General features: G+C 51.6%; 20 protein-coding genes. 6 read left to right on the forward strand and 14 right to left on the reverse strand.

Annotation, left to right across the window (positions count from 1 at the left end):
* The 7 genes from JWF83_RS10090 to JWF83_RS10120 all read right to left on the reverse strand — a co-directional run.
* Window positions 1-1,674, reverse strand: a 1,674-nt coding sequence (locus JWF83_RS10090; RefSeq protein WP_413650077.1) for an ATP-binding protein, incomplete at its 3' end; no start/stop codon positions are given.
* Window positions 1,671-2,420 (reverse strand): DUF4194 domain-containing protein, encoded by a 750-nt coding sequence (locus JWF83_RS10095; protein WP_413650078.1) that lies wholly within the window; start codon window positions 2,418-2,420, stop codon window positions 1,671-1,673. The genes JWF83_RS10090 and JWF83_RS10095, both read right to left, overlap by 4 nt.
* 2 nt (window positions 2,421-2,422) lie before the next feature.
* A complete protein-coding gene (locus JWF83_RS10100; protein WP_413650079.1) occupies window positions 2,423-3,922 on the reverse strand; it encodes a DUF3375 domain-containing protein in 1,500 nt (499 codons plus the stop codon).
* Between the two features lie 200 nt (window positions 3,923-4,122).
* The gene (locus JWF83_RS10105) at window positions 4,123-4,437 is read right to left on the reverse strand and encodes an AzlD domain-containing protein (protein ID WP_413650080.1); all 315 of its coding nucleotides are present in this window, start codon (window positions 4,435-4,437) and stop codon (window positions 4,123-4,125) included.
* Complete coding sequence (locus tag JWF83_RS10110; protein WP_413650081.1) at window positions 4,434-5,168, reverse strand: AzlC family ABC transporter permease; 735 nt, start codon at window positions 5,166-5,168, stop codon at window positions 4,434-4,436. The genes JWF83_RS10105 and JWF83_RS10110 overlap by 4 nt, the downstream gene beginning before the upstream one ends.
* Before the next feature lie 239 nt (window positions 5,169-5,407).
* Window positions 5,408-6,943 (reverse strand): methyl-accepting chemotaxis protein, encoded by a 1,536-nt coding sequence (locus tag JWF83_RS10115; protein WP_413650082.1) that lies wholly within the window; start codon window positions 6,941-6,943, stop codon window positions 5,408-5,410.
* A 421-nt stretch (window positions 6,944-7,364) separates the two neighbouring features.
* Window positions 7,365-7,577 (reverse strand): hypothetical protein, encoded by a 213-nt coding sequence (locus JWF83_RS10120; RefSeq protein ID WP_413650083.1) that lies wholly within the window; start codon window positions 7,575-7,577, stop codon window positions 7,365-7,367.
* Between JWF83_RS10120 and JWF83_RS10125 the strand changes: the two genes are divergently transcribed.
* The 4 genes from JWF83_RS10125 (at window position 7,576) to JWF83_RS10140 (ending at window position 9,972) form a co-directional block, all read left to right on the forward strand.
* Entirely contained in the window at window positions 7,576-7,848 is a 273-nt protein-coding gene (locus JWF83_RS10125; protein WP_413650084.1) for a DUF3289 family protein, read from the forward strand. The two genes, JWF83_RS10120 and JWF83_RS10125, sit on opposite strands and share 2 nt — an antisense overlap.
* 5 nt (window positions 7,849-7,853) lie before the next feature.
* On the forward strand, window positions 7,854-8,351 hold the full coding sequence (locus JWF83_RS10130) for a DUF943 family protein (protein WP_413650085.1): 498 nt from the start codon (window positions 7,854-7,856) through the stop codon (window positions 8,349-8,351).
* A 269-nt stretch (window positions 8,352-8,620) separates the two neighbouring features.
* A complete protein-coding gene (locus JWF83_RS10135) occupies window positions 8,621-9,478 on the forward strand; it encodes a DUF3289 family protein (RefSeq protein ID WP_413650086.1) in 858 nt (285 codons plus the stop codon).
* A complete protein-coding gene (locus JWF83_RS10140; RefSeq protein WP_413650087.1) occupies window positions 9,475-9,972 on the forward strand; it encodes a DUF943 family protein in 498 nt (165 codons plus the stop codon). Before JWF83_RS10135 ends, JWF83_RS10140 begins: the two co-directional genes overlap by 4 nt.
* A 177-nt stretch (window positions 9,973-10,149) precedes the next feature.
* On the opposite strand, the gene tkt is transcribed toward JWF83_RS10140, so the two are convergent.
* The 7 genes from tkt to pdxA form a co-directional block, all read right to left on the reverse strand.
* Window positions 10,150-12,153: a transketolase gene (gene tkt, locus JWF83_RS10145; protein WP_413650088.1), complete on the reverse strand. Its 2,004-nt coding sequence runs from the start codon at window positions 12,151-12,153 to the stop codon at window positions 10,150-10,152.
* 22 nt (window positions 12,154-12,175) lie between these two features.
* On the reverse strand, window positions 12,176-13,126 hold the full coding sequence (gene tal, locus JWF83_RS10150) for a transaldolase (protein ID WP_413650089.1): 951 nt from the start codon (window positions 13,124-13,126) through the stop codon (window positions 12,176-12,178).
* 32 nt (window positions 13,127-13,158) lie between these two features.
* The gene (rpiB, locus tag JWF83_RS10155) at window positions 13,159-13,617 is read right to left on the reverse strand and encodes a ribose 5-phosphate isomerase B (protein ID WP_413650090.1); all 459 of its coding nucleotides are present in this window, start codon (window positions 13,615-13,617) and stop codon (window positions 13,159-13,161) included.
* A gap of 84 nt (window positions 13,618-13,701) precedes the next feature.
* Window positions 13,702-14,076 carry a PTS glucitol/sorbitol transporter subunit IIA gene (locus tag JWF83_RS10160; RefSeq protein ID WP_413650091.1) on the reverse strand — a complete coding sequence of 125 codons (375 nt, stop codon included), beginning with the start codon at window positions 14,074-14,076 and terminating at the stop codon, window positions 13,702-13,704.
* 1 nt (window position 14,077) lies between these two features.
* Window positions 14,078-15,103 carry a 2-keto-3-deoxygluconate permease gene (locus JWF83_RS10165; RefSeq protein ID WP_413650092.1) on the reverse strand — a complete coding sequence of 342 codons (1,026 nt, stop codon included), beginning with the start codon at window positions 15,101-15,103 and terminating at the stop codon, window positions 14,078-14,080.
* Between the two features lie 96 nt (window positions 15,104-15,199).
* On the reverse strand, window positions 15,200-16,918 hold the full coding sequence (locus tag JWF83_RS10170; RefSeq protein ID WP_413650093.1) for a four-carbon acid sugar kinase family protein: 1,719 nt from the start codon (window positions 16,916-16,918) through the stop codon (window positions 15,200-15,202).
* Window positions 16,919-16,955: 37 nt separating this feature from the next.
* Window positions 16,956-17,963: a 4-hydroxythreonine-4-phosphate dehydrogenase PdxA gene (pdxA, locus tag JWF83_RS10175; RefSeq protein ID WP_413650094.1), complete on the reverse strand. Its 1,008-nt coding sequence runs from the start codon at window positions 17,961-17,963 to the stop codon at window positions 16,956-16,958.
* Window positions 17,964-18,215: 252 nt separating this feature from the next.
* Here pdxA and JWF83_RS10180 point away from each other — a divergent pair, with 252 nt between their 5' ends.
* Together JWF83_RS10180 and JWF83_RS10185 are read left to right on the forward strand one after the other, a co-directional pair.
* On the forward strand, window positions 18,216-19,010 hold the full coding sequence (locus tag JWF83_RS10180; RefSeq protein WP_413650095.1) for a triose-phosphate isomerase: 795 nt from the start codon (window positions 18,216-18,218) through the stop codon (window positions 19,008-19,010).
* Window positions 19,011-19,045: 35 nt separating this feature from the next.
* Entirely contained in the window at window positions 19,046-20,008 is a 963-nt protein-coding gene (locus tag JWF83_RS10185) for a sugar-binding transcriptional regulator (protein WP_413650326.1), read from the forward strand.
* Window positions 20,009-20,037 lie beyond the last annotated feature (29 nt).

Raw genomic sequence — 20,037 nt, forward strand, 5'->3', positions numbered from 1 at the left:
TTTAACCGCCTCTCTCCACGGGTGATCTTTCCAGCTCAGCTTACGGGTAAAGCCGTCGTAAAAAAATGTGGGGGGTGAATGCGGTGTTTTTACTTCGAGCAAACGTACATGTAGCCGGTTGTGTCGCTGGTTAATCCAGCGCAGAGCTGGCTGAGCGGATTGCGGCGGCACCAGAATTCGTAGTCGGTGACTGCCGATGGCGCGCTCTATCGCGCCGCGCCATGCCTGTTCTTCAGGCCGGACCTGCACCAGTTCGGCGACAAAAGGCAGCACCGATTCATCAATATCCAGAGCAGCAGCCAGTTCGCTGCGGAAGGTCTGAAACGGGGCGGGAAGGTTAGAATCCGGCCGACGTTCAACCTCCGCTTTCTCTTTTTGCAGTTGCCGGAGCTGTTCGGTTAAGCTGAATTCTGCCGCGCCTTTCTGATAAACCTCGAGCTCTCGGGCGGGTATCTCATCATGTAACTGCGCCAGCCGTGCGCTGGCGGCATGTTGGTTCGCAAGTAATGTCGCCTTTGTCAGCTCTGGCGCTAGCGTAAGATTTCGCGCCAGCTGCTGATACTGTTCTGCCTGGATTTCTCGTTTGCCACGGATATTTTGCCATTCTTTGATGCGGTCCCTGAGCTCATCAATATTGCTGCCGCCGAGTTGCAGATAGCGTTGCAGGCAGGCGGTTACCCGCGATTTCTGCCGTTCAAGCTCTGTCTGCAGTCCGGCCCGGTTGATTTCCGCTGCGGCGATCTCCGCTGCCAGTTGCGTAACTTCAGCCTGCCACAGCTGAGATGCCTGCCCGGCAAACCAGCCGGGCAGCAGGGATTCAAGCATCAGTTTGTCGCTGAGTTTGCCTTCCTGCGTCTGATACTTAGACCAGCTATCGGCGATCGGTTGCAGTGAGCGTTGTTGCCTGCGTGCGGTTTCCAGTTCCTGATGGATATCGGTAAGATCATCAAAGCTGTTGGCGACTTCTGCTGCGCGTTCAAAGGCCGAGTGATCGTCGAGCACCAGTTCACGGAAAATTTCATCAATGCTGTTGAGCTGTTTCAGTCCTGCCGCCCGGTTGAGCAGGGTAAAGGCATTTTCACCCACCTCAAAGAAGTCGCGTAAGCGTGCCAGGTAGGCTTTTTTATTTGGCCACATCCAGATTCCGCTGCTGCTTTTTTCCATTTGCCGCAGCGACCGCATGCCGCCTTCGTGATAAATGTTGAGCCAGTGCTCCAGTGTCTGTTCCGGGTTATCACTGAACAGCCAGAGCTTTTTCAGATCAGAAGCGGCAGAGCTGGTATTTTCAAACCACAGCAATGCCCCCAGGCGAACTTGCTGACCTTCGCGCTCCAGCGTAGCGGCAATCGCGGTAACGGTTTTACCCGGTCGGGCGATATGAGACTGTCCGGCGCCGCCATCGCCAGGACCGGATACGCCACGAACATAAGATACCAGATCCCGGTCGCTCTCATGTCCGCCGGTTGAGGCCAGGTTGTAGCGGGGACTGGCGCACAGCAGTGTCATAAATGCATCAACCAGCGTGGTTTTGCCGCTCCCGGTTGGGCCGATGATCGCCGTTCCTGCCGCATCAATGGCAGCCTGGTGCCGTCCCTGAAAACTACCCCAGTTGAATAATTCAAGGTGGCTCATAATAAAGGTTTCATTTTCCGCCCGGAGCGTTATCGGGTTCATTCTCTCTCCTCCCTGAATTCATCCGATGTCTGCTCTGCCGCAGGTAGCCGGCGGTTCAGCTGTTCCCGTAGCCAAATCAGTAAGGCCTGCAGGTTAGCCGGAGAGGCGAGGTGAGCGATGATCGGTCGGATTATGACGCGTTCATGGGCATCCGGCGCGGACACCAGTCCATGGGCTTTAAGTTGATCCAACAGGTTAATCACCCGGGTTCGTTCCTTCGATTCGCTGCCGGGATCGCCAAGGTATACCTGTAATTGCGGGATCAGATCATCAACGGCAATCAGTGCCTGACTGGCGCCGGTACCGCTCTCCTGTTCGTAAGCGATAAAATGCTGACGCAGGATCGCCACCAGTAACGACTGCTCCAGATTGAGGCGCTGTCGCCGTACTAACGGATGTGACCACTCGTCCTCCTCCGCTAATTCATCCTGGCGCACCCTGATAAACAACAGGCCGCGGATTTCATCGATACCCATGCAAAGATCGAGAGGTTCGAGAATATCGGCTATCTGTGCGCTGCTGGTCAGGGCTGTGCGGTAAAGGTTGGGTTTCTGGTTCTCCTCAAGCAGGCCATATTTCAGCAGCTCCTGGGCGGCTTCGCGTACCCGCTTTCCGGTGCGCTGCTCGCTGTCGGCGCTGTCGGCCGGCGCCGGGTGGGAGGTTAAATCATCCGCTGGCGATCCTGCCGTTATGGTCAAGGGGTCAGGGGTCTCAGAGAGGATTGCCTTATCAAAAAAGCCAGCCATGCCTACTTCTCCCAGTCAATATCTTTCAACGCCCGGTTTTCCAGCCCGGTGTAAGGCAGGCTAAATTGCCAGTGGCGCTGCTGATGGTCGGTGAGTTCAATGATTTCCCGCTGTTCATCGCGCACCTCAATTCCTGCCTCACGCGCCATACCCAGCCATATGGCGAAGGTTTCCAGGTCGTGAACCGGCGGTAGTAAGCGCGCCAGCTCGCCAAGGGTGACCGCGCGGTTTTCCTGTGCCAGTACGTCCAGGGTTTGTCGGATCAGCGCTTCACGATCCAGGCCGTTAAACGCATCCCAAAAGTCATCGCCAATCTGTTGCAGATCGGCAGCATGCTGACTGAGATCCAGCACCTGTTCCGCATCTTCATCCATCTCTTTAAAGCGTAAACGTTCTACTGCCGAAACCCCGGCAACCGCCACACCTAACGCTGGCAGGGAGACTTCACGTTTGCGGGTAGCCTGTCGTTGCCAGTCCAGTCGCAGTGCAAGGCTGAAGAACTCATTTAGCAAGTGTCCGACGCGATGATGCTCAGCGGCCAGTCCGGTCTTCAGAAAACCTTTCACGTCGCGTTCACTGCGCGATCGCGCCTGAAGTACGGTCTGCGACTCATCGACCAGACGTTTAACCAGCCAGCGTAGTTCCTGGCGCTGAGAGCGCGACAGGGCATCAGCAGCGGCAGGATGGTGCAGAATAATGCGCAGACGTTCACTCATTGCCGTCAGCTCATCAGACTGGCGAAGTTGTTGCTGAAAACTGTCGAATACCCGGCCTTCGGCAGTATTGAGCAACGAGTCCTGATCGTTGAGCAGGCGGTCGACGATTTCACCCCGGTGATATTGTTCACCGATAATCGACTGTCTGAGCGCGCGATCGGCTTCACGCCAGGAGTCTTCCACGCGACGAAAATCGGCGCGTAACCCGCTGGCGAGGCTGTAGACTTCGCGAATGCCTTCCACCGCCTGATATTCTCCCGGCACGGTTATATGTCCGGCTTCGGCCTCTGCCAGCTCACGTTCAGTATCGGCTTTTCGTCGGCGCAGGGTGGCGATGCGGCTTGCCGGATTGGGGTTGAGGCTGGTTTCCAGGTTTTCGATTTCACGTTGCACTATCGACAGCCGCGAGGCGGTAGAGGTCATAATGCGATTATCGAGCGCTGCAACAAAATTGATCGCGACCTCCAGAGCATCCGTCGCATAGATGCGTCCTTCACGTTCCACAACCAGACGGCGCTTAATCCATTCCCGTAGTTCACGACCCGCCTGAAGCGCAGTGTTTTCAGCATCAATCTGGTACTGCTCCTGGCTGGCATGATCCGCAAGCATCACCGTTAATGCCTGCAGGGCATCTTCAACGGCGATGCCATCGTGTGATTTTTCAAATAATACCTGCAGGCAGCTTAGTACGAGGGGCGCGCGGCGCGCGGCAAGTAGCACCCAGGCTGGGTGCTGATTTCTTGCTGAAATGTATTTCTCGGTTCGTTGTTGCGTGTTTTCTTCCATGGTTACCGGGCCTTTTCTTGGTTAAAGGGAAACGGTACGGGATTGAATTCATCAACATCTGTTACAGTGAATAACGCTCAGGGGCCATGCTGTCAAGAAACGCGATATTGTCCGCTATCGTCATATCCGGCTGTCTATTATTCTGATTATAAATAATATTTTTTTGTATTAATGCCAGAACGGCCAACGCCATCCGACAGTTAGCCAACAAAAAACCAAATCAAATAACAGCCAACCCCTGCCAGCACCGTAGCAAACAGACTCCTGGTCAGAATGGCTACCAGCGTTGCCAGCGCCGCAGAAACCAGCGGCGCAGCGGTGCCACCCTGTTGTCCTGACTGGCTGGTCAGTTCTAATGCCACAATAGCGATCATAATCCCGGAAGGAACAAAGCTCAGCATATTTAACACAAAACGCGGCAGGGTGGCGCCAGCCAGAAAGACGATCGGTAAGGCCCGAATGGCGATGGTGACTGCCGCGCAAAGTGCCACGGTGACAACAATCGATGTGCTCATACTTCACTCCGGGCAGCATAACATTTCATAATGGTGGCACACAGGGTTGCGGCTACTGCCGTGGCAACCAGAATCGAGATATTCACATCCAGAATCCCCAGGGTCGCCAGCACCACGATGGCGGAAACCGCCATCGCCACAATTTCCAGCTTTTTATGTTTACTGCCAAAGTAATTAAGCGCCAGCAAGCCGATAAACATCGCGGTCAGGCTAAAGCCGAGCCGGTGCGAAACTTCTGCCGGAATATAGCTGGCAAACAGCGCACCAATAATATTGGCGATAATCCAGTTAGCGTAAGCGGTGACGTTTAGCCCCAGCATCCACCAGAACGGAATTTGTCCGTGCCTGCCGGCATATTGTGCCGCGACACCAAACGTCTCATCCGTCAGCAATATGCCGCTGGTGAATTTCTTTGCTGCGGATAGTCCGGCAAAAAAACGTGCGAGGAAGGAGCTCATCAGCAGATAGCGAATATTTACCAGCAGCACCGCCAGCAAAATGGCAATAGTGCCTGCGCCACCCGCCCATAATGAATAGAACAGAAACTGTGCCGAGCCGGCATACAGTAGCGCTGATAACAGCGTGATATCGGTTAATGAAAAACCGGACAACGATCCAATCGCGCCAGAGGCAAAGCCAATACTCCAGTAACCCAAAATTGTCGGACCGCAGGCGATAACGCCGGCGCTAAAAGCGGAGCCTTTCCCTGCTATGATTTCTTGTCTGCACATAGAGAAGCGATTAACTCATTCTGGTTGTCTTGATGGTTAGCCAGTTTATCCTGACGCGCTATTTCCGTATTGGAAAATCCTGCGCATGAATATACAACCAGTCCGGGTGTTTTAGATAACGGATTGTAAGGGGGGCATTAATGGCTTCAGGTATTCTACCGTAGAGGCGGCATTAATGCCGCCGGTGCTTATGGTTTGTACTGCTGCCAGCTTGTGGCTGGGGTTAAGGTATTCTCCCGTTACCTGGCATAAACGTTAAGCGCATTAGTCAGTCGTATTGCCTGGCGATTGATGGTTTCCGCCGTGTCCGCCGACTGGAGAACCATTTCGGTATTGCTCTGAGTCATGGTTTCGATCTGGGCAATCGACTGGTTAATCAGGCCGAGCGCCGAGGTCTGCTCCTGTGCGGCATCGGTGATCTCTTTAATCATGGTGGAAACTTGCGTGACTTCGTTGACGATTTCATCAATGTGCTTGCTGGCGTTCTCGACCATCCTTTCACCGGACGCCACGCTTTTAACATTGTCATCTATCAGCGTCTTGATCTCTTTGGCTGCGGAGGCGGAGTGCTGCGCCAGATTGCGTACTTCGGTGGCCACTACGGCAAAACCGCGTCCCTGCGCGCCCGCCCTGGCGGCTTCGACTGCGGCATTCAGCGCGAGGATATTGGTCTGAAACGCAATACTGTCTATGACGCTAATGATATCGACAATCTTGCTACTGGCGCTGGAAATGGACTCCATCATGCCGATAGTTTCGGCCATGATCTCGCCGCCTTCCCGTGCGGTCTGGCTGGCCGCTTGTGCTAAATGGGTTACCAGAACGGCGGTTTCCGAGCTTTGTTGCACCGCGACGGTAATCTGCTCAATTGCCGCTGCCGTTTGTTGCAGATTGGCGGAGGTCTCTTCGCTGCGGCTGTTGAGCGCGGTATTGTTTTCGCTCATGCGCTGGCTGACATCGGTCATACCTTTTACCTGGGTGCCGACATCATCCACCAGCGAATTCAGGTTGAGCCCGAACTGGTTAATTGAGCGCAGCAGCAGGCCGATTTCATCCACGCGGTTGAGATGAATATGTTTAATTTTGCGTCCGGATACCAGGTTTTGCGCCTGCTGTTGTATGGTTTTCAGCGGGCGACTGATCTGACGCTGCAAAAAAAGATCGCACAGCAGAAACAGCAATCCGCTGATCAGCGCGTTCCAGCCGGGAGTGACGCCGCCGGATGCCAGCAGCACCGGGAGCAGAGCAGTAACAAATAGCGGGCTGCGGATGCGCCAGCGCACGGAGACTCTTTGTAATAGTGAGAGCGGCGAAAACAGCCCGGTACGGACCACCAGCCCTTTATAAAAACGGCGGCTTCCGGCCTGTTTTTTTCGCACCGCATCATACAAACGTTCGGCGAATTTGATTTCCTCAGCGGCTGGCGTATTGCGCACGGAAATATAGCCGGATAACTCATCGTTATGAAAAACTGGCGTAACGTTTGCCCGCACCCAGTAGTGTTCGCCCTGTTTACGCCGGTTTTTCACCAGTCCTGTCCAGCTGCAGCCCTGCTGCAGGGTATACCACATATCGGCGAAAGCCTCTTTTGGCATGTCCGGGTGGCGTACCAGGTTGTGAGGCTGAGTCAGCAGTTCCGCTTCGGAATATCCACTTACCCGGATGAAACTGGAGTTGGCATAAGTGATGTAGCTCTTGATATCGGTGGTGGACATTAATGTTGTATCCGCATCTAACAGATACTCCTGCTGTCTGACAGGCACATTGGTCTTCATCTTAAACCCTGATGTGAGATGGCACGGTGATAATTCATTCATGCCCGAATTCAGGCATGCAATAAAAAGTTATTAACATATGTCGTTTTATAATGATCATAAAAACGTAATAACTTAAATGGCGACGCTGTCAGCATCACCATTTTCTGAATTCGAATATATTGATAACAGTTTGTATAAATCTATGCCGCGGCTACGGATGCTGTCAAATTATTAATATTTAAAAATATTTTTATAATGGCATTAAGCAAAACGGGTTAAATTATCTGATTATAATAATTGTTTGTGTAATCGTATTGCTGCTGTCAGGAATGGTTTGTTATTATTTCTGGTGGGATTGTTTTATCTTGTCGCTAAAGTTAACCATATTTGATCGGTTTCAGTCGCAATGGCAGTCAGATGATTATAGCTGGAAATTGAATTAAGTTAGCAGAATTAAATGATGGCCTGCTGACTGATGCACTAACTTTTCCCAGCCAGCGGCGGCGATTGCGCTGGAGGATAAACAGAGGGTCTGCGGCGCGGTGAAAAAACGGAAAAATGTGATCGGGCAGGTTTCCGGCAGGCGCGTATTTACGCTATAAAAACCGTTCACGGGCATGAAGCCCAACCCGGACGAGAAGGAATCTCCCATGTCACCACCCCCGGCTTTAAGTTCCGCCGCGTTACAGTTTCCCTTTACGCTGTATCAGACAAAAAAACCGTTTGAGGATTATCATGCTGATGATATGAGGTATGGTGATTTAAGTGAAATTATTTTGAAAGCGTCTTATAAATTAAACCCTATTGTCGAAGGGGGCGCCCCCTGGCGGGGAGACGTTTCCACATATCCTTTGGGTAATTATTCTTTTGCCAGACCTTTTATGACCAATATAAGTGCTACTGTGGAAATGAGCGGGGAATGAAGTAAATGAAATACGCCATCTTAAAAATTTTGTTTGCTTTGCTGTTAATTATACTTTTATCTTTTTTCTGGAAACTCTCCCGTCCGGTAGAGATTGTGGCGATCCATTATATGAATTCTTCCGCCTATATACTGGTAAGAAACTTTCCCATAACCATCAACAGAAAAATTGCCTGGTGGCAGGAGAATAGACCGATGCTGGAAAAGAAATATGGTTTGCCAGCGCTGGATTATGATGGCATGCAGCGTATGTCTTTCTGGAATTTTGCTCAGGGGTATCAGACGGAGAAACCACGAGATGATACCTTTTTCCCCAGTCAGGATACCTCTTATCTGCTCTGCTTCGATGATATGCAGGTGAAAGAGAATTGCATAGTTAAAGATCGTCAGATGGATATGGGAAAAACCCGCGATGGGCTGGTACTGTTCTATTTCGCGAATAAAGTTTTTATTGAAAGACCTGATGGCGAAGTTGTCCGTGGCAAAGATCTGTTGCAACGCTAAGTTGCATCAATTTATTGATTCAGGAAACGGGATATATACCAGCAGTAAGATAATGTAAATATCTGGTTGTGGCATTAGCGTTTTCCGGGTAGCAGGAGTGGTATTTACGCCACTGTCAATGGCTGCGATTGATTGGCGGATAAAAGGCTATCTGCGGCGCGGTGAAAAAATGGAAAAATGTGATCGGGCAGGTTTCCGGCAGGCGCGTATTTACGCTATAAAAACCGTTCACGGGCATGAAGCCCAACCCGGATGAGAAGGAATCTCCCATGTCACCACCCCCGGCTTTAAGCTCCGCCGCGTTACAGTTTCCCTTTACGCTGTACCAGACAAAAAATCAGTTTGATGATTATCATGCTGATGATATGAGGTATGGTGATTTAAGTGAAAATTGTTTGAAGGCTCATTATAACTTAAACACTATTGTCGAAGGGGTTGATCCCTGGCGGGGAGAAGTTTCCGCATATCCTTTGGGTAATTATTCTTTTGCCAGACCGGTAATAATCAGTGAAACACGCCGCCATGCAGAGATAGCAAGAATATTGTTTGACCAGTTCAGGCGCTTCTCCTGGCCAATGTCTTTTATCGGGCATCGTGGGCTCATCCTTGATCTGATTAATCATATGCAAACTAACATAGGGACGCCATTTGATTCATCCGAACTGGATACCGCTTACTATATTCATATCCTTAATGATAAATCAGATAAAAGCTCATTGGCGGCAATTGGAGCTGTGTTGAAATCGAATATTGACTGGGATAATAAATATTATCCTTTTTCAAAGTCAGATGACTTTAATACTATACTGAAAAATACAATTTTACCTAAATTTAACCGCTGGCAGGATCGACTTAACGGATTGGGGGTTTCTGTACATGATGTTTTTGCTACACAAATTACCTTTCAATCTCTACATATTGCAGATGGACGTTTTCGCGCAATGATTCATTATAAAGGACAGGACCATTTTGGACTGGATGAGGGGGATATAATGAATCATTGCTTTCATAATATACCGCTTTTCCGTATCTGGTTTCTTTTGCAGCACTGGGAGAAGTTCGCTTTCAGACCTTTTATGACCAATATGAGTGCTACTGTGGAAATTAGCGGGGAGCGAAGTAAATGAAATACGCCATCTTAAAAATTTTGTTTGCTTTGCTGTTAATTATACTTTTATCTTTTTTCTGGAAACTCTCCCGTCCGGTAGAGATTGTGGCGATCCATTATATGGATTCTTCCGCCTATATACTGGTAAGAAACTTTCCCTTAACCATCAACAGAAAAATTGCCTGGTGGCAGGAAAATAAATCGATGCTGGAAAAGAAATATGGTTTTCCCGTGCTGGATTATGATGGCATGCAGTGGGTGTCTTTCTGGGATTTTGCTCAGGGGTATCAGACGGAGAAACCACGAGATGATACCTTTTTCCCCAGTCAGGATACCTCTTATCTGCTCTGCTTCGATGATATGCAGGTGAAGGAGAATTGTATAGTTAAAGATCGTCAGATGCAGTTAAGTAAATCCCGCGATGGGCTGGTACTGTTCTATTTCGCGAATAAAGTTTTTATTGAAAGACCTGATGGCGAAATTGTCCGTGGCAAAGATCTGTTGCAACGCTAAGTTGCAGAGGTGTATTGATTCAGGGATAGATCGGAAGATGGCTACTATCATTTATACAGATTAATTATTTTATTATTAAGTGGTTTTTTCTCTGATCCAGTTGGCACGCCATATAGCCGTGCTGAAAATAAAAAATGCTCCCACCCCGGCGGATGGAAGCATTTTACCGCTGCGGTTTTACAGCAGCGCTTTCGCTTTACTTACTACATTTTTTACCGTGAAACCAAACAGCTCGAACAGTTTATCCGCGGGTGCGGACTCGCCAAAGGTGGTCATACCGACGACGGCGCCATTCAGGCCGACGTATTTATACCAGTAGTCAGCGATGCTGGCTTCAATCGCCACCCGGGCCGACACGGCATGCGGCAGAACCGCCTCACGGTAAGCAGCATCCTGCTGGTCAAACAGATCGGTGGACGGCATGGAAACCACGCGCGCTTTCACTCCCTCAGCAGACAGCTGATCCCATGCGGCTACCGCCAGCTCCACTTCTGAGCCGGTGGCAATCAGGATCAGTTGTGGCTGACCGGCGCAATCTTTCAGGGTATAAGCCCCGCGGGCGATATCGGCCAGCTGTTGCGCGCTACGTGGCTGCTGCGGCAGATTCTGGCGTGAGAAGATTAGCGCGGTCGGACCATCATGACGTTCGACGGCATATTTCCACGCCACCGCCGACTCGACCTGGTCACAGGGACGCCAGGTACTCAGGTTCGGCGTCACGCGCAGCGCGGCCAGCTGTTCTACCGGCTGGTGAGTCGGGCCATCTTCGCCGAGACCGATGGAGTCATGGGTATAAACCATCACCTGGCGTTGCTTCATCAGCGCCGCCATCCGCACCGCATTACGCGCATATTCAACGAACATCAGGAAGGTGGAGGTATACGGCAGGAAACCACCATGCAGCGCGATGCCGTTGGCAATAGCGGTCATCCCGAATTCACGCACACCGTAATGGATATAGTTGCCGGCTGGGTTTTCATTGATTGCCTGCGAGCCGGACCACATGGTCAGGTTGCTTGGCGCCAGGTCAGCGGAGCCGCCCAGGAATTCCGGCAGCAGATGACCAAAGGCTTCGATCGCATTCTGCGAGGCTTTACGGCTGGCGATATTGGCCGGATTGGCCTGCAGATTAGCGATAAATTCCTGCGCCTTAGCCGCGAACTCAGCGGGCATCTCTCCCTTGCTGCGGCGGGCGAATTCCTCCGCCAGCTGCGGGAAGGCTTTGGCATAAGCGACAAACTTATTCTTCCAGGCAGTTTCCTTCGCCAGACCGGCTTCGCGAGCATCCCACTGCGCTCTGATCTCGCTCGGGATCACAAACGGAGCGTGTTTCCAGCCCAGTTGCTCACGCGTCAGGGCAACTTCCGCCTCACCGAGCGGGGCGCCATGGGAATCATGGGAACCGGCTTTGTTCGGTGAGCCGAAGCCGATGATGGTTTTGCAGATCAGCAGCGAAGGCCGATCGATAACGGATTTCGCTGCTTCGATGGCACGCTTAATCGCATCCGCATCATGACCATCCACGGCGCGTACCACGTGCCAGCCATAGGCTTCAAAGCGTTTTGCGGTATCGTCGGTGAACCAGCCGTCAACCTCACCATCAATTGAGATACCGTTATCGTCGTAGAACGCCACCAGTTTGCCCAGTTTCAGCGTGCCCGCCAGTGAGCATACTTCGTGGGAAATGCCCTCCATCATGCAACCGTCACCCATAAAGGTATAAGTGAAGTGATTGACGATATCGTGGCCCGGACGATTAAACTGCGCCGCCAGTGTGCGTTCGGCCAGCGCCATACCGACGGCGTTGGCAATCCCCTGGCCCAGCGGCCCGGTGGTGGTTTCAACACCGGGGGTATAACCCACTTCCGGATGTCCCGGCGTTTTGGCATGTAACTGACGGAAATTCTTCAGTTCTTCCAGCGGCAGATCGTAGCCGGTGAGATGCAGCAGGCTGTAGATCAGCATTGAACCATGGCCATTGGAGAGAACAAAACGGTCACGGTCAGCCCAGCACGGGTTTTGCGGATTATGGTTGAGGACATCGCGCCACAGGACTTCGGCGATATCCGCCATGCCCATCGGTGCCCCCGGATGGCCGGATTTGGCTTGTTGTACCGCATCCATACTGAGCGCACGGAGTGCGTTGGCGTACTCCCGCCGCTGGGATTTTGTGTTATTCATATTTTATCCTTGCCGGAAATAATCAAAGCATCTGGCGGATCTGATCTTCCAGTTTCAGTTGATCAGCCGCAAAAAGTCGGATCCCTTCAGCCAGTTTATCCACCGCCATCGGATCCTGATGATGTTGCCAGAGGAATTCAGCCTGAGTCATCGGGCTGGGGCGGGTTTCGCTGACGCGGCCCGGATGAAGCTGACGCGGCAGGGGATCGTTACAGGCCGCCAGTTCATCCAGCAGTGCCGGTGAAATGGTCAGGCGGTCGCAACCCGCCAGCGCCATAATCTGTTCTTTGCGCCGGAAGCTTGCTCCCATTACCACGGTTTCATAGCCATGGGTTTTGTAATACTGATAAATCGCCTGTACGGATTTGACGCCGGCATCGTTCTCAGCACTGTAGCTGGCCTGAGGCTGATGCTGCTGGTACCAGTCGTAAATACGTCCGACAAACGGCGAGATCAGAAACACCCCGGCTTCGGCACAGGCTCTGGCCTGAGCAAATGAGAACAGCAAGGTCAGATTGCAATGGATCCCTTCGCGTTCCAGTTCCTCAGCGGCACGAATGCCTTCCCAGGTGGCGGCCAGTTTGATCAGGATACGCGCAGGGTCGATATCATTCTGTTTATACAGCTGAATCAGTTTGCGGGCGCGTGATACGCAGAGTCCGCGATCCCAGGCAAAACGGGCATCGACCTCGGTAGAGATACGGCCCGGAACGTGGTTCAACACCTCACTGCCGATATCCACGGCAACCTGATCGCAGGCGTTAATCAGCTGGGTTTCCGCGCAGCCGCCCTGACGCCGGGCTTTACCGATGGCGTCAGCAATCAGCCCCTGATATTGCGGTAATTGCGCGGCTTTCAGTACCAGTGACGGGTTAGTGGTCGCGTCTTCTGGCGAAAATTTCTTAATTGAGTCAATGTCCCCGGTATCCGCGACGACGACGGTAAAGCTTTTCAGTGCTGCTAGCTGGTTCATACGGTTTTCCTTCTGCGAGGCAATACGGACAATCAATCTTTGCTATGTTGATTCTGGTAATAATCAATACGTTCGACTTTGACTGCAGAACTCCCGCCTTCATATTCTGATTCCAGCCAGCTCTGAACAATCTTCTTCGCCAGTTCGGTGCCAATAACACGCGCGCCAAGGGTGATAATTTGGGCATTATTGCTCTTACGTGCGCGCTCAGCAGAAAAGGTATCGTGACACTGCGCGGCACGGACACCAGGGACTTTATTGGCCACAATAGCCATGCCAATACCGGTACCACAGATTAAAATGCCGCGATCATGCTCCCCTTGCTTAATCGCCATCGCAACATCATGAGCGACATCCGGATAATAATTCGCGTCCTGTCGTTTGTCGCTGCTGTAATCAGTAACAGCAATACCATGTTCAGTTAAATAATTAACAATGGCATCACGAAAAGCAAAGGCCGCGTCATCGGCACCAATAGCGATATTTTTCATAACAGATTCCTTAAATTAGCAAGCAGAGTGATAGAGCAATCACAATGAGATAATGATTATCATCCCTTGTTAATGACTAATGACTTAATTCAGTTGCTGGTGAAAATAAAACAAATCGTTTGGCTCAATGGTTTCGGGTATCTGGCCTGCAAGATGAACCATTCCGGGAAATTCGGCCTCAATGGCACCGTCAAAATTCAATGTAATATGTCCGAGTTCTTTTAAATTCGCCGTTGCAACATTTCCGACTGCGGTGATGCGGTAAATATGCTGATTAATGTTGAGCGTTTGTCCGGGTAATAATGCACCGCTTAATTCCCCCGGCTGATGAACGACGCAATAATCAGCGATATCCTGTGGTACCGGTGCCGCAAACAGGATTAACTTATTTTCCCGCAGATAGTCTGCAACATACTGACCGACATAACTCACCCGGAGCTGATACAACGGCGTGGACATATTATTTATTCCCTTTACTGACCTGTGACGACAGTGGCGCGGACTGAACCGGTTTTACCGTTTCCGCTACCTGCGCCGGCACCAGTGGCTGGCGTTTTTTCAGGCGCTTATCAAACCAGGCAACTAAAATCGGCGCGGTCAGCATGGTAATAATGCTGGCGGTGGCAAGTTGCGCCGTCGCGGCATCGACATAGATGGCCAGTGACGGGTCGGCCTGGGCAACCATTGCCGGGGTCAGCGCGGAACTGGCGGCGGTGGTGCCGAGCGCTGCGCCGAGCGCGGTTTTATTTTTCAAAAACAGGTTATAAACGAAGTAGAAGATAACCCCGGTGCAGGCAGAGATCACACCCAGCACCACACCGGAAAGCCCGGCGGTAAACACGGTATTAATACTGGAGTTAGCGCCAATCGCGAACGACATAATGATGATAATCAATGGTTGTGCTGAGGCGCACAACTGTTTGAAGCGTTCATCAAGGTTGCCCCATGCCATACCGATCAGTAGCGGGACCAGCATCGACAGCAGGGCGGCAAACGGGATATTGGCCAGTCCGCTAACCCCTAACACCATCATCGTGACAAACGGACCATCTTTAACGCAGAACACCGAGATGGCCCCTGCGTCGCTGGCATCGCCATAGGTGCTGCACAACGCGATATACAGTGAACTGTTAGAGCTGGTCAGGCAGGCAATAAACGCCAGTGAAGAGATACCGATAAAACCCGCCGGTCCAAAGAGTGAGCCGATCACCCATACTGCCAGCGCCCCGGTCACACATTTCATTAGCAGTAATACCGCACCTTTATACAGCGGTAATCCGGCCTGGCGAATATTAATCGAGGTACCGCAGATAAGCAGGAATATGCCCATCATTGCGCTGGAGCCTGTTTTAAACAATGCGCTGGTTGGCCCGCCAATGGTCAGTACCGACGGCGCAAAGGTATTAATAAGGATTGCGGTTATCAGAGGTATGATAATTAATCCGCCAGGGACCTTATTCATTTTTTCTAAGATATTAATGTTCATAGGGTAACTCACGTACAGAAAGTAATGGAATAAATGATGAGCGACGTAAAACAGCCCGCGTAACGTGCACGTCGTTATCTTCGTTTTAAGACCGTATTACTGCAGTGACTCTTTATAGATATTATCAACAATGGTACTAATGATATCTTCCGGGCCGGTTAAACCCCCTTTACCGACACAAACCAGTCCGCTATATTCGCCGCCGATAATTTTCACCATATCGGTTTGCGGAATAACGTAATCAATCATTTCGATCCCGGTTGCGCCAAGTTCTTTCAGCACATTGACCATGGTATCGCCCCCGGTCATATACAGACCTTTTATTTCACCGTTAGCGCAGGACAAAATATCCTTAACAATAGTGGCGAGCCCTTTATTAATATTTTCCGCAGCGCTACCCGGGGCCAGCTCGAAGCGCTGTTCTTCTTCTTTTAAATCCAGTAACCGGCCGGTAAGTGCCGACTCAAAGACAAATAACGCATTTTTATGGCTGGCGACACACTGCCTCGCCTGGCGCACCACGCGGGCAATTTCAATTTCCGCCGCATTTTTCCGGTCCAGCAGCAATTCTGCATCCACCGGGATATGACATACGCGCGCGTCATTCGCGATCAGATGATTAAGTTGCTTTTTCGTCACCGGGGTGGCGCTGCCTGCCACGATCACGATTGAGCCCTGCTGTGTTTCCCGGCAAATGCTCTGCTGACTGCGTTGCTGATCGTTATGCATCAGGCTGCGGTTCATTGCCAGGCGTTCAGTAAAGGGACCTGAATCCACCGCCAGCACATTCCAGTTTAACGCCACGACCGCACAGGCGATGGCATTCACATCTTCCAGCGTAATCGCATCGACCACAATCACCCGTACACCCTGTTGCTGCTGATCCAGCAGGGCGGTCTGAATCTGTCCGGCACCCTGCATTACCTGCGACAGGTTAATATGCCCGACATGATGATGCGTCTGCGCGGCGAGCAGGCCGGGTACCCAGGACTCGGTTACCGGTGTGCGTACATCCCTGGCGACATCGGTGCAGGAGAGGGCAACCGAATCGATTACCGAATAACCGCCCACCAGAATACGGCGCGACTGCGGCATTGACGGTACTACCACGGCAATGGTCTCCTGCGGCAGCAGCTCCAGCATGGCGTCAATTTCATAACCAATACCACCGCGCAGAGTGGTATCAATGCGTTTGGTGAAGTAGTGGGCGCCGCGCGCTTTTAACTGCTGTACCGCGGTGCTGACACGTTGCTGCGCTTCTGCTTTCGGCAACGGACGACTGTCGCTACTGACCACCATGGCCGGATACTCTTCCTCACTACGGGCAAAAGAGTCGGCATCAAAAAACGCGGCGGTTTTCAGTCCGCTGTGCGCCAGCAGCACGCCAACGGTGGTTGCCCCGGTCAAATCATCGGCGACGATACCGAGTTTTGCTCCTTCGCCTGCCGGATACACCATTTCAATACAGGCCGGTGTGACGCCGGAGACGTAAATCTCTTCATGAATGTACTCCGCCAGCGGCCCGCTTTTCCCGGTTGGGTGCAGGTTAATGGTTGGAATACCACGTTTCGGGTAAAGACCGCAGCGCAGCGTGCCGCCACAGTCGATTACCATCAGGCCAATCTCTTCTTCCGGCGGTTCCCCGTACTTAAACACATCTACCGGGGTCCAGCCTGTAAGCTCAGAAAGGCGATCGACTACCGGGGGACGAATCCCCCCGGTGATATAGGCGATCTTCTTTCCCTGGGGGATATTGATGCTAAGTGGGCCGCCCCAGCCTTTACTGCCTTTGCTGATTAACAGATGTTTTTCCATTTCTCTGCTCCTGGCTTATCTTGGGAAACGGTGAATATCACTGATGTTTCATTTTCCAGTAACGTGCAGCGACCAGCGTGGACTCCAGCATACTGACCGTGCCGGCTTTGCCGGTACCCGCGATATCAAAAGCCGTGCCATGGTCTACCGAGCTACGCATAAATGGCAGGCCGAAAGTGATGGTAATCGAGCGTTCGAAGTCGAGGGTCTTACAGGCAATATGTCCCTGATCGTGATACAGCGATAAAATGGCGTCATAACGGCCCTGTTTGCCGAGGTGGAAAACAGAGTCCGCCGGGACCGGGCCGATGGCGTTAATCCCCATTTCCTGCGCCGCTTTTACTGCCGGGATCAGGTTGGTGGCTTCTTCATGACCAAACAGGCCGTTATCTGAGGCGTGTGGGTTAAGGGCGGCAACCGCAATGCGCGGTTTGGCAATATTCAGCGCGGTAAATTCATGGTGAATTTGCTGTACGCAGGCCAGTACGCGGTCTTTATTGGCGTAGTCACAGGCATCTTTCAGCGCGATATGGCGGCTGACAAAGAACACGCGCAGATTGTGGACGTGAAACATGGTCAGACCGTAGTCAGAGTGGGTTTCTACCTGATAAATTTCGGTATGTCCCGGTAATTTACAGCCCGCCAGTTTGATGGCTTCTTTATGGATCGGCGCGGTTGAAACCACATCAATCAGTCCGGCCTTGCCCAGCTCAATTGATTTCATCACATAGTCCAGCGACATTTTCCCTGCCTGCAGCTGGACTTTGCCCCACTCAATGTTGTCACAGTCATAGTCACCGACTTCCAGCACATCTACCGTGCCCCAGCGAAATTTCGCTTCCTGCGGGTGGGAGATTTTATTCAGCGGGAAGTCACATCCCTGGATTTTCATCGCGCGCTGGATAATCGGAATTGAGCCGATTAAAAATGGTTTGCACTCATCGTAGACGCTTTTATCCATCATGGTCGCCACGGTGATTTCCGGGCCGATCCCTGCAGGATCGCCAATGGTTATCGCTACAACGGGTTTTTTCTCTGATGACATAGTGGAGCCTCTTGATGGTAAGGAGTTGTGTTGTTCATATGTTCACTGGTGAATCACATGAACAAAACCTTAACCTATGGCAAAAAAATGATACGTGATGTTGGTCACAGATCATCGCCTGATTGATCATTTTGACGAGAAGTGTGATCTAACATATGTTCATAGTGTGATTAAAAGTTCAGTTTATTGCCAGAGACGACGGCAGTGATTATCAGGTCTCTGATTTATCAGAAAAATGGAGGTTAGTTGTTGATGAAACGCATCATGATTGGAACCAGCTGGAAAATGAACAAGCCGCTGTCTGCGGCGCTACACTATTGCGAAACCCTGGCAGAGCAACTACCGGCGGTGCTTCACCCGGCCATTCAGCCGTTTTTTATTCCGCCGTTTACGGCCATTCAGCCGGTGACGGAGTTTCTGCAGCGTCATCAGCTACCCTGTCTGACTGGCGCGCAGAATATGCACTACGCTGAAGAAGGCGCGTGGACCGGCGAGATCTCGGCCAGCATGATTGCCGAAACCGGCGCGACGCTGGTGGAGCTGGGGCATTCAGAACGTCGCCACGCGTTCAATGAAACCGACGGCGCGATCAATAAAAAAGTGCATGCCGCCCTGCGTCATGGCTTGCGTCCACTGGTTTGTGTCGGCGACAGCGCGGAAGAAAAACAGTGGGGCGTCTCGCCGGAAACGGTGATCAGACAGATGAAAATCGCCCTGCATGGCCTGACAGCGCAACAAGTGACACAAACGCTGGTCGCTTATGAGCCAGTATGGGCTATCGGTGAACAGGGTATCCCTGCGACACCACAGGAAGCGGCGGGTATCCACCTTGCGTTACGTGGTGCTCTTTGCCAGTGCTTTGGCGATGAGATCGGACAAAAAATTCCGTTGCTGTATGGCGGCAGCGTCAATATCGACAATGCTGTGGAGCTGCTTTCGCAACCGAATATTGATGGCCTGTTTATTGGCCGGGCAGCCTGGGATGCGGCTGGCTACTGCGCGCTAATCAAACGCGTAGTGGAGGATTTTATCGCGAAACAACAGTAGTATTAGCGAGGTATCAATAATGGAAAAACCAAGTGATGAATGAGCCGGATTCTGATTATGAACTTCTGACTGAGATTGCGGTTGCCTATTATGAACAGGAACAAACGCAGGAAGAGATTTCGCAGCGCTTTGGCATTTCGCGCATCAAGGTAGGGCGCTTGCTGAAAAAAGCCCGGCTGGAAGGGATTGTTGAAATCAATGTCAAATATCATCCGGTTTTCAGTTCGCAGATGGAGCAGCAGTTTATCCAGAATTTCGGCATAAAACGCGCGCTTATCGCTCTGGATCATCACGATGAAGAGGAGCAGCGCCAGCAGGTTGCGGCGCTGGTCAGCAACTATCTGGCCGGTATTTTAAAAAATAATATGACGGTGACCGTCGGTCAGGGGCGCAATGTGGCGGCGATTGCCAGCCATGTCGGTATTTTCCCTGAACGCACCTGCCGCTTTATTTGTGGTATTGGCGGTACCAAACGCGATGGCGAACTGATCGACGCCGACCATATCAGCCGGAATCTGGCGCGTAAGTTCAATGGGTTTAGCGAAACGCTCTACGCGCCGGCATATGTGGAAACACCGGAGTTACGTTCAGCATTTATGCAAAACCGGCTGATTAAAGCCACCCTTGAGCAGGCCAGTAAGGCGGATGTGGCGTTAATTGGTCTTGGCGATATGAACGAAAATAGTTTTATGGTGCAGCTGGGGTGGTTTACGCCGCAGGAAATTATCTCTGCGCGTCAGGAGCAGGGAGTGGTTGGCGATCTTGCCGGCTACAGTTTCTTTAATATTAAAGGCATGCCGGTTGATACGGTGATGAATGACCGGGTTATCGGTCTGAGTCTCGAGCAATTGCGCGCGATACCCTGTGTTATTGCGATTGCTTCCGAAAACACGAAAGCAACGGCGATTCTCGGTGCCTTACGTACCGGTGTGATCGATGTGCTGGCAACCAGCGCCTCTAATGCGCGTACCGTGATCAATTTGCAGAAAGCACAGTAATTGTTGCTGCGGCTGGTGTGCCGGAATTT

This window comes from Pantoea sp. B65 (assembly GCF_047308185.1).
Classification (GTDB): Bacteria; Pseudomonadota; Gammaproteobacteria; order Enterobacterales; family Enterobacteriaceae; genus Erwinia.

Bases quoted from the DNA above. Each gene is read 5' to 3' on its own strand.
- JWF83_RS10160 (WP_413650091.1), bottom strand. From the start codon at position 14,076: ATGTCCACGCCGTTGTATCAGCTCCGGGTGAGTTATGTCGGTCAGTAT.
- pdxA (WP_413650094.1), bottom strand. From the start codon at position 17,963: ATGTCATCAGAGAAAAAACCCGTTGTAGCGATAACCATTGGCGATCCT.
- JWF83_RS10095 (WP_413650078.1), bottom strand. From the start codon at position 2,420: ATGGCTGGCTTTTTTGATAAGGCAATCCTCTCTGAGACCCCTGACCCC.
- JWF83_RS10140 (WP_413650087.1), top strand. From the start codon at position 9,475: ATGAAATACGCCATCTTAAAAATTTTGTTTGCTTTGCTGTTAATTATA.
- JWF83_RS10180 (WP_413650095.1), top strand. From the start codon at position 18,216: ATGAAACGCATCATGATTGGAACCAGCTGGAAAATGAACAAGCCGCTG.
- tkt (WP_413650088.1), bottom strand. From the start codon at position 12,153: ATGAATAACACAAAATCCCAGCGGCGGGAGTACGCCAACGCACTCCGT.
- JWF83_RS10115 (WP_413650082.1), bottom strand. From the start codon at position 6,943: ATGAAGACCAATGTGCCTGTCAGACAGCAGGAGTATCTGTTAGATGCG.
- JWF83_RS10185 (WP_413650326.1), top strand. From the start codon at position 19,046: ATGAATGAGCCGGATTCTGATTATGAACTTCTGACTGAGATTGCGGTT.
- JWF83_RS10135 (WP_413650086.1), top strand. From the start codon at position 8,621: ATGTCACCACCCCCGGCTTTAAGCTCCGCCGCGTTACAGTTTCCCTTT.
- JWF83_RS10165 (WP_413650092.1), bottom strand. From the start codon at position 15,103: ATGAACATTAATATCTTAGAAAAAATGAATAAGGTCCCTGGCGGATTA.
- JWF83_RS10130 (WP_413650085.1), top strand. From the start codon at position 7,854: ATGAAATACGCCATCTTAAAAATTTTGTTTGCTTTGCTGTTAATTATA.
- JWF83_RS10110 (WP_413650081.1), bottom strand. From the start codon at position 5,168: ATGTGCAGACAAGAAATCATAGCAGGGAAAGGCTCCGCTTTTAGCGCC.
- rpiB (WP_413650090.1), bottom strand. From the start codon at position 13,617: ATGAAAAATATCGCTATTGGTGCCGATGACGCGGCCTTTGCTTTTCGT.
- JWF83_RS10105 (WP_413650080.1), bottom strand. From the start codon at position 4,437: ATGAGCACATCGATTGTTGTCACCGTGGCACTTTGCGCGGCAGTCACC.
- JWF83_RS10100 (WP_413650079.1), bottom strand. From the start codon at position 3,922: ATGGAAGAAAACACGCAACAACGAACCGAGAAATACATTTCAGCAAGA.
- JWF83_RS10120 (WP_413650083.1), bottom strand. From the start codon at position 7,577: ATGGGAGATTCCTTCTCGTCCGGGTTGGGCTTCATGCCCGTGAACGGT.
- tal (WP_413650089.1), bottom strand. From the start codon at position 13,126: ATGAACCAGCTAGCAGCACTGAAAAGCTTTACCGTCGTCGTCGCGGAT.
- JWF83_RS10170 (WP_413650093.1), bottom strand. From the start codon at position 16,918: ATGGAAAAACATCTGTTAATCAGCAAAGGCAGTAAAGGCTGGGGCGGC.
- JWF83_RS10125 (WP_413650084.1), top strand. From the start codon at position 7,576: ATGTCACCACCCCCGGCTTTAAGTTCCGCCGCGTTACAGTTTCCCTTT.